The sequence below is a fragment of the Enterobacter sp. genome (assembly GCF_977039595.1).
Window position 1 is genome coordinate 1 of sequence record NZ_CDRQYH010000104.1, and the last position, 10,343, is coordinate 10,343.

At 56.2% G+C, this 10,343-nt stretch carries 12 protein-coding genes; 6 read left to right on the top strand and 6 right to left on the bottom strand.

The window, feature by feature from the left end; genetic code table 11:
- On the bottom strand, positions 1–416 hold a 416-nt coding region (locus ACWYRJ_RS19660), incomplete at its 3' end, for a THUMP domain-containing protein (protein ID WP_455508465.1).
- Between the two features lie 191 nt (positions 417–607).
- On the opposite strand from ACWYRJ_RS19660, the gene xseB reads away from it, so the two are divergent.
- The 4 genes from xseB to ACWYRJ_RS19680 all read left to right on the top strand — a co-directional run bounded on the left by xseB (position 608) and on the right by ACWYRJ_RS19680 (position 4,676).
- Positions 608–850, top strand: coding sequence for an exodeoxyribonuclease VII small subunit (xseB, locus tag ACWYRJ_RS19665; RefSeq protein ID WP_008503331.1), 243 nt, complete (start codon positions 608–610; stop codon positions 848–850).
- Positions 851–1,750, top strand: coding sequence for a (2E,6E)-farnesyl diphosphate synthase (ispA, locus tag ACWYRJ_RS19670; protein WP_133293879.1), 900 nt, complete (start codon positions 851–853; stop codon positions 1,748–1,750).
- A 24-nt stretch (positions 1,751–1,774) separates the two neighbouring features.
- Positions 1,775–3,637 carry a 1-deoxy-D-xylulose-5-phosphate synthase gene (gene dxs, locus ACWYRJ_RS19675; protein WP_133293878.1) on the top strand — a complete coding sequence of 621 codons (1,863 nt, stop codon included), beginning with the start codon at positions 1,775–1,777 and terminating at the stop codon, positions 3,635–3,637.
- A gap of 64 nt (positions 3,638–3,701) precedes the next feature.
- Positions 3,702–4,676, top strand: a complete 975-nt coding sequence (locus ACWYRJ_RS19680; protein ID WP_111963423.1) for an aldo/keto reductase — start codon at positions 3,702–3,704, stop codon at positions 4,674–4,676.
- 62 nt (positions 4,677–4,738) lie between these two features.
- Here ACWYRJ_RS19680 and thiL read toward each other — a convergent pair whose 3' ends face one another.
- The 5 genes from thiL to nrdR all read right to left on the bottom strand — a co-directional run bounded on the left by thiL (position 4,739) and on the right by nrdR (position 8,344).
- A complete protein-coding gene (thiL, locus tag ACWYRJ_RS19685; RefSeq protein WP_115874341.1) occupies positions 4,739–5,710 on the bottom strand; it encodes a thiamine-phosphate kinase in 972 nt (323 codons plus the stop codon).
- A 77-nt stretch (positions 5,711–5,787) separates the two neighbouring features.
- Entirely contained in the window at positions 5,788–6,207 is a 420-nt protein-coding gene (gene nusB / locus ACWYRJ_RS19690) for a transcription antitermination factor NusB (RefSeq protein ID WP_006809908.1), read from the bottom strand.
- Between the two features lie 21 nt (positions 6,208–6,228).
- Positions 6,229–6,699 carry a 6,7-dimethyl-8-ribityllumazine synthase gene (ribH, locus tag ACWYRJ_RS19695; protein ID WP_006176874.1) on the bottom strand — a complete coding sequence of 157 codons (471 nt, stop codon included), beginning with the start codon at positions 6,697–6,699 and terminating at the stop codon, positions 6,229–6,231.
- 87 nt (positions 6,700–6,786) lie between these two features.
- Positions 6,787–7,890: a bifunctional diaminohydroxyphosphoribosylaminopyrimidine deaminase/5-amino-6-(5-phosphoribosylamino)uracil reductase RibD gene (gene ribD / locus ACWYRJ_RS19700; RefSeq protein WP_111963425.1), complete on the bottom strand. Its 1,104-nt coding sequence runs from the start codon at positions 7,888–7,890 to the stop codon at positions 6,787–6,789.
- Positions 7,891–7,894: 4 nt separating this feature from the next.
- On the bottom strand, positions 7,895–8,344 hold the full coding sequence (gene nrdR, locus ACWYRJ_RS19705) for a transcriptional regulator NrdR (RefSeq protein ID WP_008503337.1): 450 nt from the start codon (positions 8,342–8,344) through the stop codon (positions 7,895–7,897).
- Between the two features lie 152 nt (positions 8,345–8,496).
- Here nrdR and ACWYRJ_RS19710 point away from each other — a divergent pair, with 152 nt between their 5' ends.
- Positions 8,497–9,036 (top strand): SadB/YajI family lipoprotein, encoded by a 540-nt coding sequence (locus tag ACWYRJ_RS19710; RefSeq protein ID WP_223581434.1) that lies wholly within the window; start codon positions 8,497–8,499, stop codon positions 9,034–9,036.
- Between the two features lie 270 nt (positions 9,037–9,306).
- Positions 9,307–10,185 (top strand): nucleoside-specific channel-forming protein Tsx, encoded by an 879-nt coding sequence (locus tag ACWYRJ_RS19715; protein ID WP_223581432.1) that lies wholly within the window; start codon positions 9,307–9,309, stop codon positions 10,183–10,185.
- The last annotated feature ends 158 nt before the right edge of the window (positions 10,186–10,343 follow it).

Below are 10,343 nucleotides of genomic sequence, written 5' to 3' on the forward strand. Positions count from 1 at the left end.
GCCGTCTCAACGTGCTGGTTCAAACCGCCGCCGACATAACGCTCCACTTCAATGGAGCTGAATTCGTGCTTGCCGCGACGCTTCACGCGTACGCAGAAGGTTTTGCCTTCGATCTGGTCGCGGTACTGGACCAGCGCTTTCTCGAAGATGTCGTGCATATCGCTGAACGGGACATCTTCCACTTCCAGGATATGGTGGATACCTGGAATACGGGTCAGGGCGTCGCGAATATCCTGACGTTTGTTTTCGTCTTTTGCACGGACCTCAACGTGGTCCCAGTGGCGCACCACGGCGAGGGTTTCGTCGTAGTGCTTTAATACGTTACGAATGTTCCCGGTGAGAATTTTAATAAAGCGCAAACGCACAGATTGGCTTTTGATGGTGATTTCAGGGAACAATTTAATGATAAACTTCATGGCGGCAATGTTTCTTAGGCAAGCGTATTAAGGCTTGTAATGGAAAAGAGTACAGCAGCCCACACCCGTGGCTGCATCCAGGCGCGCAAGTATACCACCATCGCGCCCCTCCTGTGCACATTGCGCGTTATTTGCTTATCCGCCCGAGTCCGTTACCATGTCGGGGCGAAGAATATAAGAGTCAATTCACTATGCCGAAGAAGAACGACGCACCGGCCAGTTTTGAAACTGCGCTGAGTGAACTGGAGCAAATTGTTACCCGTCTTGAGAGCGGCGATCTCCCGCTGGAAGAGGCGCTCAACGAATTCGAGCGTGGCGTGCAGCTGGCGCGCCAGGGGCAGGTCAAGCTGCAGCAGGCCGAGCAGCGCGTGCAGATCCTGCTTTCCGACAGCGAAGACGCGAAAACCACGCCTTTCACACCGGACGCCGAGTAAATGGATTTTGCCAACGAGCTTCAGGCGCGTGTCGTACGCGCCAACGACGCCCTGCGCCGTTTTATTGCGCCACAGCCTTTTCAGAACACTCCACTGGTTGAAGCCATGCACTATGGCGCACTCTTGGGTGGAAAGCGCCTGCGCCCGTTCCTGGTGTATGCCACCGGCAATATGTTTGGCATCAGCGATAGCACGCTGGACGCTCCGGCAGCCGCCGTTGAGTGCATCCACGCCTACTCGCTGATCCACGACGATCTCCCGGCCATGGACGACGACGATTTGCGTCGGGGTAAACCCACCTGCCATATCAAGTTTGGCGAGGCGAATGCCATCCTGGCGGGTGATGCCCTGCAAACGCTGGCGTTCTCGATTCTGAGCGACGCGCCAATGGCGGAAGTGGCTGACCGCGACCGTCTGGCGATGATCTCCGAGCTGGCAATGGCCAGCGGCGTGGCCGGCATGTGCGGCGGACAGGCGCTGGATCTTGAAGCGGAAGGACGTCAGGTTAATCTGGAACAGCTGGAGCGTATTCACCGCCATAAAACCGGGGCACTGATTCGTTCCGCCGTTCGCCTGGGCGCGCTGAGCGCGGGTGAACAAGGGCGCAAAGCCCTGCCGATTCTGGACAGATACGCAGAAAGTATCGGTCTGGCATTCCAGGTTCAGGATGACATTCTGGATGTGGTGGGCGATACTGCAACATTGGGTAAACGTCAGGGTGCGGACCAGCAGCTTGGCAAAAGTACCTACCCCGCCCTGCTGGGTCTTGAGCAAGCCCAACGTAAAGCCCGGGATCTGATTGACGATGCCCGCCAGTCGCTGAATGAACTGGCTGCGCAATCGCTGGATACCTCGGCACTGGAAGCGCTAGCGGACTATATAATCCAGCGTGATAAATAAACTATATATCTCGATGAGCCTTTGATGAGTTTTGATATTGCCAAATACCCGACACTGGCGTTAGTTGACTCCACCCAGGAGTTACGTCTGTTGCCGAAAGAGAGCCTGCCGAAGCTGTGCGACGAGCTGCGTCGCTACCTGCTCGACAGCGTAAGCCGCTCCAGCGGCCATTTCGCCTCCGGGCTTGGCACGGTAGAGCTGACCGTGGCGCTGCACTACGTCTATAACACGCCGTTCGATCAGCTCATCTGGGACGTGGGTCACCAGGCCTATCCGCACAAAATTCTGACCGGACGTCGCGATAAAATTGGCACCATTCGTCAGAAAGGCGGCCTGCACCCGTTCCCGTGGCGCGGTGAGAGCGAGTACGACGTACTGAGCGTCGGCCACTCCTCTACCTCCATTTCGGCGGGCATCGGTATTGCCGTTGCCGCCGAGAAAGAGAACAAGCAGCGCCGCACCGTCTGCGTGATTGGCGACGGCGCCATCACCGCCGGTATGGCCTTCGAAGCCATGAACCACGCGGGCGACATCAAGCCGGACATGCTGGTTATCCTCAACGATAACGAAATGTCGATTTCCGAAAACGTCGGCGCGTTAAACAACCATCTGGCGCAGCTGCTCTCCGGCAAGCTTTACTCCTCTCTGCGTGAAGGCGGCAAGAAAGTCTTCTCTGGCGTACCGCCGATTAAAGAGCTGCTCAAGCGTACCGAAGAGCACATCAAAGGCATGGTCGTGCCGGGTACCCTGTTTGAAGAACTGGGCTTTAACTATATTGGGCCGGTTGACGGTCACGACGTGCTGGGTCTGGTGACCACACTCAAGAACATGCGCGACCTGAAAGGCCCGCAGTTCCTGCACATCATGACCAAAAAAGGGCGTGGCTACGAACCTGCGGAAAAAGATCCGATCACCTTCCACGCGGTGCCTAAATTTGACCCGTCCAGCGGCTGTCTGCCAAAAAGCAGCGGCGGCATGCCGAGCTATTCCAAAATTTTTGGCGACTGGCTGTGCGAAACCGCCGCGAAAGACAACAAGCTGATGGCGATCACCCCGGCCATGCGCGAAGGCTCCGGCATGGTCGAATTCTCCCGAAAATACCCGGACCAGTATTTTGACGTGGCCATTGCCGAGCAGCACGCGGTGACGTTTGCAGCGGGCCTGGCGATCGGCGGCTACAAGCCGGTTGTCGCTATCTATTCCACCTTCCTGCAGCGCGCCTACGATCAGGTGATCCACGACGTGGCGATTCAGAAGCTGCCGGTGCTGTTTGCTATCGATCGTGCCGGCATCGTCGGTGCAGACGGCCAGACGCACCAGGGCGCGTTTGACCTGTCGTTCCTGCGCTGCATTCCGGATATGGTTGTCATGACGCCAAGCGACGAGAACGAATGTCGTCAGATGCTGTTTACCGGCTACCACTATCAGGATGGCCCAAGCGCCGTTCGCTACCCGCGCGGCAATGCGGTAGGCGTTGAGCTTCAGCCGCTGGAAAAACTGCCGCTTGGTAAAGGAGTGGTTAAGCGTCGCGGTGAAAAAGTGGCGATCCTGAACTTCGGCACGTTGATGCCCGAGGCCGCGAAAGTGGCTGAAACGCTGAATGCCACGCTGGTGGATATGCGCTTTGTGAAGCCGCTCGACGAATCTCTGATCCTGAGTATGGCTGAGGCCCACGACGTGCTGGTGACGCTGGAAGAAAACGCCATCATGGGCGGTGCGGGTAGCGGCGTGAACGAGGTACTGATGGCAAATCGTAAAGCCGTGCCGGTGCTGAACCTCGGCCTGCCGGATCATTTCATTCCGCAAGGTACCCAGGACGAAGCCCGCGCGGCGATTGGCCTGGACGCTGCCGGTATCGAAGCTAAAATCCGCGCCTGGCTGGACTGACCCCTTCCCCCTTTTCCGCTCCTGCTATGCTTAAACCTGGTGTTTAAACAGCAGGAGCGGAACCGTGCAATACACAACATTAGGAAAAACGGACCTTAAGGTTTCCCGACTTTGCCTGGGCTGCATGACCTTTGGCGAGCCCGATCGGGGAAACCACGCCTGGACGCTGCCGGAAGAGAGCAGCCGTCCGATCATCAAACGCGCCATCGAGGGCGGCATTAACTTCTTTGACACCGCCAACAGCTACTCCGACGGCAGCAGCGAGGAGATTGTCGGCCGCGCCCTGCGCGATTTTGCCCGTCGGGATGACGTTGTCGTCGCTACTAAAGTCTACTACCCGGTGGGTGACCTGCCGCAGGGCCTTTCTCGCGCGCAGATCCTGCGCTCCATTGATGACAGCCTCAGGCGCCTGAACATGGATTACGTCGACCTGCTGCAAATTCACCGCTGGGATTACAACACGCCAATCGAGGAGACGCTTGAGGCGCTCAACGACGTGGTCAAAGCCGGTAAAGCACGCTACATCGGCGCGTCGTCTATGCACGCGTCGCAGTTTGCCCAAGCGCTGGATCTGCAGGCGCAGCACGGCTGGGCGCGCTTTGTCACCATGCAGGATCATTACAATCTGATCTACCGCGAAGAAGAACGCGAGATGCTGCCGCTGTGCCACCAGGAGGGCGTGGCGGTTATCCCGTGGAGCCCGCTGGCGCGCGGCCGCCTGACCCGTCCGTGGGGGGAAACCACGGCTCGCCTGGTATCGGATGAAGTGGGAAAAAATCTCTATGAAGGAACAGAGGCCAGCGATGCGCTGATTGCCGAACGCCTGGCCGGGATTGCCGATGATACCGGCGCAACCCGCGCCCAGGTAGCGCTGGCATGGCTACTGGGCAAGCGCGGCGTCGCGGCTCCCATTATCGGCACGTCCCGGGAAGAGCAGTTGGACGAACTGTTAAACGCGGTGGATATCACGCTGACGCCGGAGCAGGTTGCCGAGCTGGAGACCCCGTATCAGCCGCATCCGGTGGTGGGGTTTAAATAAGCCCCATCTTTTGTAGGCCGGGTAAGGCGGAGCCGCCACCCGGCAATACAAAGCGTACAAACTCACGCGAAGTGATCGTACCCTTTCCAGTCCAGCGTAACCGGCGCACCGTCTTTCACAAACTTCAGCCCTTCACTCTCCGGCATGATCTGACCTATGCAGGTGAATTTCGCACCAAGATGCGCTAACGCCACGTCGAGCGTTCCACGGTTCAGCTCCGGAACGGTAAAGCATAGTTCGTAGTCTTCACCACCAGACAGCGCCCAGCGCAGCGCCTGCGCAGGTTCGACATGACGAAGCAGTTCCTCTGACAGCGGGAACAGATCCAGATCAACGCGCGCCCCAACGCCGCTGGCCTTTAAAATATGGCCAAGATCTGAGATCAGCCCGTCAGAGAGGTCGATAGCAGAGCTCGCGCGCTCGCGCAGCGCCTGGCCGTGCAGAATACGCGGCGTCGGGCGCAGATGGCGTTTCACCAGATACGCCGCATCGTCGGCATCCTTCACGGTTAAGCGATCCTGGAGAATCGCCAGCCCTGCCGCACTGTCGCCCGGCGTACCGGTGACGTAGATCCAGTCCCCGGGTTTTGCGCCTGAGCGCTTCAGGGCGCGACCGAGCGGCACATAGCCGTGGATCGCCAGCGTCATCGACAGCGGCCCGGCAGTGGTATCACCGCCAATCAGCTGCATATCGTAGTAGTTAAGCTGCTCAAACAGCGCATCGCTGAAAGCTTCAAGCCAGGCTTCGTCCACCTCAGGCAGCGTCAGCGCCAGCGTTAACCACGCGGGATCGGCACCCATCGCCGCCAGATCGCTGACGTTAACCGCCAGTGCTTTATACGCCAGATCGGCAGGATCGATATCCGGTAAGAAATGACGGCCGCACACCAGAGTGTCGGTGCTGATGGCCAGCGTCTGTTTTTCTGGAATATTGAGAAGTGCACAGTCATCGCCGATGCCGGTTTCAACATCAAGACGAGAGGTTCTGACACGGTCGAAATAACGGGCAATCAGGGAGAATTCGCCGCATGCCATACGTTATGCCTCAGCAAATAAAAGAAAAAACCGGAGCCGCACCGCCCGTCAGGCAATGCAGGACTCCGGTTTGCGGATCACTTTTTGTGGGGACGGATCGCAGGTGCTGCTTTATCAAGTACGCCGTTTACAAACTTGTGGCTGTCTTCAGCGCCGAAGGTTTTCGCCAGTTCGATCGCTTCGTTGATGGCCACTTTGTACGGCACATCATCACGTTTAGACAGCTCAAACAGCGCAATACGCAACACTGCTTTTTCTACCTGGCCCAGCTCTTCGAGCAGACGGGACAGATAAGGCTTCATCAGACCATCGAGATACGCGCTATTAGTCGCCACTCCCGACAGCAGTTCACGGAAGTACAGAACGTCAACATCTTTAACGTCCTGTTCTGACAGGAACTGGTATTCAACATCAGCGATGTCGTTCTGGGACAACTGCCAGGAGTAAAGTGCCTGGACGGCACATTCACGGGCGCGGCGACGAGCAGCAGGTTTCACGGAATTCCCCTTACAAAAAAATCAGGCCTTGATGGCTTTCAATACATTAATCATTTCAAGCGCGGTCAGTGCAGCTTCTGCACCTTTGTTACCGGCTTTGGTGCCAGCACGTTCGATGGCTTGTTCAATACTTTCGGTGGTCAGCACGCCGAATGCGACAGGAATTTCAGCATCCTGCGCAACGTGTGCCAGGCCGTTGCTTGCACCGCCCGCAACGTATTCGAAGTGAGCAGTGCCGCCACGAATAACGGTACCCAGCGCAATCACCGCGTCGTATTTACCGGTTTTCGCCAGCGCGCCTGCCGCCAGTGGCAGTTCGTAAGCGCCTGGAACCCAAACAACGGTAATGTTGTCATCTTTAACCTGGCCGATACGTTTCAGGGCGTCAATCGCACCTTCCAGCAGGCTGTCGTTGATGAAGTTGTTGAAACGCGCAATGGTGATGGCGACGCGAGCGTCCGGGGTAGCTACAGCAGCTTCAATAATGTTCATACTCTTCCTTTACGGGTTCATTTGGCCCCGCAGGGGGGCGGATTTTATCATAATACTTTGCGCACTGCTTCCCTATTTAAGGAGCAATTACGCTGTCGTTAAGTGGAGGCAGACATCCGGACCTACCGGACGAATCTCACTAAATTTGAGTTGCGGTGCGTCGGCCAGTTTTTCAAGGCCGGGCAGCACAAACAGGCCGCGTGCGTCGTGGCCCAACAGTTTAGGCGCAACGTAAACAAGCAGTTCATCCACCAGCCCGGCCTGTAAGAGCGCACCGGCAAGCGTTGGCCCCGCCTCTACCCAGATGCTGTTCACCTGCTGCTTGCCGAGCAGCATCATCAGCACCACGAGATCCAGGTGACCGTTATGTTCCGGCACCAGAATGCTGCGCACGCCTTCCGGCCATTCGCGAGTATCTTCTTTGGTGCGGGCAATCCAGGTTTCCCCCGGCTGCTGGACGATGCGGTGCTCCGGCGTCAGGCGGTTCTGGCTATCAATGACAATACGCAGCGGCTGACGCAGGTTCTCCTGCGGGTAAAGAGCCTGGGTATCGGCATTCAGCTCGTCCCAGCGCACGGTCATGGCCGGATCGTCAGCCAGAACGGTTTCACTGCTGGTGAGAATAGCATGGCTTTGCGCGCGCAGACGTTGCACATCGCGCCTTGCCTGTGGAGAAGTGATCCACTGGCTTTCACCGTTTGCCATTGCCGTACGGCCGTCCAGCGAGGCGCCCAGCTTGAGCTGAATATACGGGAACCCCGTGCGCATGCGCTTCAGGAAACCTTTGTTAAGCGCTTCCGCGTCCTGCATCATCAGACCATGGCTGACGTCAATGCCTTCTTGCTGCAGGCGATACAGACCGCGTCCCGCCACCTGCGGATTTGGGTCCTGCATCGATGCGACCACGCGTGAAACACCCGCCGCGATCAACGCTTCACAGCACGGCGGCGTACGCCCGTGATGGCTGCAGGGCTCCAGCGTAACGTAGGCTGTTGCACCGCGCGCCTTCTCACCGGCCATGCGCAACGCATGAACCTCGGCATGCGGTTCGCCCGCCCGATAGTGAAACCCCTCTCCGACAATCTCGCCATCGTTGACGATAACGCACCCGACGTTCGGGTTGGGATGGGTCGTAAAACGACCGCGCTGCGCCAGCTTCATGGCTCGCGCCATGTAAATCTCATCCTGCATGAGCTTAATCCTGTAAGCGGGCGATCTCTTCGCCAAACTCTTTGATGTCTTCGAAGCTGCGGTAGACCGAGGCGAAGCGGATATAGGCGACCTTATCGAGCTTTTTCAACTGCTCCATCACCAGGTTGCCGATCATTTTGCTTGGCACTTCACGCTCACCCAAACCACGAAGGTAAGATTTTATGTGGTTTAACGCCATCTCCACGTCGTCCGCACTAACGGGACGTTTTTCGAGGGCCTTCAGCATCCCGCTGCGCAGTTTCTCTTCGTTAAACGGCTCGCGCACGTCGTTACTTTTTACCACGCGCGGCATTACCAGCTCTGCAACCTCAAAGGTTGTGAAACGCTCGTTGCACACCAGACACTGCCGACGACGGCGTACGGATGACCCTTCGCCCACAAGACGAGAGTCGATGACTTTGGTATCCACAGCGGAGCAGAATGGGCAATGCATACGGTATCCCTGTTATCTGGTTAACTAATTTTCATTTTACCCTGATCTGGCCTGACAACAAAGGAAGAGCTTTTTGAGACAAAGGATCTATATCTCACATGATGATGCTGGCTAACATTAAGGCGATCCGTTATTTCAAGGAAATAAACGCAATGACAAGACGTTACCTGAAAATCTTGCTGGTGGGGAGCCTCTTCACCCTTAGCGCCTGTGCACAGCAAACCGAAGTCCGTCAGTTGAAACAGAGCGTCAATACGCTCAATACGGCGATGGACAAGCTGAACAAAGAAACGGTGAAAATCACCCAGCAAAACGCGCTGAATGCCAAATCCAGCAGCGGGGTTTATCTGCTGCCGGGCGCGAATACGCCTGCGCGTCTCAATAGTCAGATCGGCACGCTAAAAATGTCTCTGGTGAATGTAGCGGCGAACGCAGATGGTACTCACGCAACATTACGCATCCAGGGAGAGTCCAACGATCCGCTTCCGGCCTTCAGCGGCACCGTCGAGTGGGGCCAGATCCAGGGCACAACGGAGAATTACCAGGAGGTGAACGTGAAGAATCAGCTCTTCACCGCCCCGGCAAGTGTTTTAGCACCAAGCGATGTGGATATTCCGCTTCAGTTAAGCGGCGTTACGCCGGAACAGTTAGGCTTTATCCGCATTCACGACATTCAACCCGCCGCGCACTAATCCCCTCCTTTTTAGCGGAGCGAAATGTCACTCCGCTAACATTTACATTTCGTATGGATTGGCAACATAAATGATTGCCGCTACAATCCCGGCCGTTTAAAGTACGCAAACGTGAACGCAATCGATTACGCGTGTGAGAGATATGTGAAACAACACATATTTTTGTGAGCAGGGATTCCTATAATAGGCACCGCAGAAACACGAAATATTTAGAAACGCAATTCGCGCATTTTTCACTCCCGAAAGGGAATTTCAATCAGTGGCATGATTATGAAAAAAACATTACTCGCAGCTGGCGCCGTGCTGGCACTTTCTTCCTCTTTCACTGTTAACGCAGCGGAAAACGATAAACCACAATACCTCTCCGACTGGTGGCACCAGAGCGTTAACGTCGTCGGCAGCTACCACACCCGTTTCGGACCACAGATCCGCAACGATACCTACCTGGAGTACGAAGCATTCGCCAAGAAAGACTGGTTTGATTTCTACGGCTACATGGATGCACCGGTCTTCTTCGGCGGTAACTCTCAGGCTAAAGGTATCTGGAACCACGGCTCCCCTCTGTTCATGGAAATCGAACCACGCTTCTCCATCGACAAGCTGACCGGCACCGACCTCAGCTTCGGTCCGTTCAAAGAGTGGTACTTCGCGAACAACTATATCTACGACATGGGCCGCAACGAGTCCGGTCGTCAGAGCACCTGGTATATGGGTCTGGGTACGGACATCGACACCGGCCTGCCAATGAGCCTGTCCCTGAACGTTTACGCGAAATACCAGTGGCAGAACTACGGTGCAGAAAACCAGAATGAGTGGGATGGCTACCGTTTCAAAGTGAAATACTTTGTACCAATCACTCAGCTGTGGGGCGGTAACCTGAGCTACATCGGCTTCACCAACTTCGACTGGGGTTCAGAACTGGGAGATAAGAGCGGTTACGCAGAGAACGGTATTAAACAGCGTACTAACGACTCCATCGCCTCCAGCCACATCCTGGCGCTGAACTACGATCACTGGCACTACTCTGTAGTGGCGCGTTACTGGCACAACGGCGGTCAGTGGAACGACGACGCCGACCTGAATTGGATGAAAGAAAACGTCCGTTCTACCGGTTGGGGTGGTTACCTGGTTGTAGGTTACAACTTCTAATCAGTGTGGGTTTCGCCCGGTGGCGCTACGCTTACCGGGCCTGCGACCCAAATGTAGGCCGGGCACGGAAAAATCATGAAAATTCCCGTAAATAAAGGCTTCCCAGAACCTTCAAAAGGTACTCCGGATCCATCGCGCACATCGCTCTTTTGTGTTTA

What these genes read in the sequence shown, in the direction of transcription:
- xseB (WP_008503331.1), top strand. Translation starts at nt 608, where the DNA reads ATGCCGAAGAAGAACGACGCACCGGCCAGTTTTGAAACTGCGCTGAGT.
- ispA (WP_133293879.1), top strand. Translation starts at nt 851, where the DNA reads ATGGATTTTGCCAACGAGCTTCAGGCGCGTGTCGTACGCGCCAACGAC.
- dxs (WP_133293878.1), top strand. Translation starts at nt 1,775, where the DNA reads ATGAGTTTTGATATTGCCAAATACCCGACACTGGCGTTAGTTGACTCC.
- thiL (WP_115874341.1), bottom strand. Translation starts at nt 5,710, where the DNA reads ATGGCATGCGGCGAATTCTCCCTGATTGCCCGTTATTTCGACCGTGTC.
- ribH (WP_006176874.1), bottom strand. Translation starts at nt 6,699, where the DNA reads ATGAACATTATTGAAGCTGCTGTAGCTACCCCGGACGCTCGCGTCGCC.
- ribD (WP_111963425.1), bottom strand. Translation starts at nt 7,890, where the DNA reads ATGCAGGATGAGATTTACATGGCGCGAGCCATGAAGCTGGCGCAGCGC.
- nrdR (WP_008503337.1), bottom strand. Translation starts at nt 8,344, where the DNA reads ATGCATTGCCCATTCTGCTCCGCTGTGGATACCAAAGTCATCGACTCT.
- ACWYRJ_RS19710 (WP_223581434.1), top strand. Translation starts at nt 8,497, where the DNA reads ATGACAAGACGTTACCTGAAAATCTTGCTGGTGGGGAGCCTCTTCACC.
- ACWYRJ_RS19715 (WP_223581432.1), top strand. Translation starts at nt 9,307, where the DNA reads ATGAAAAAAACATTACTCGCAGCTGGCGCCGTGCTGGCACTTTCTTCC.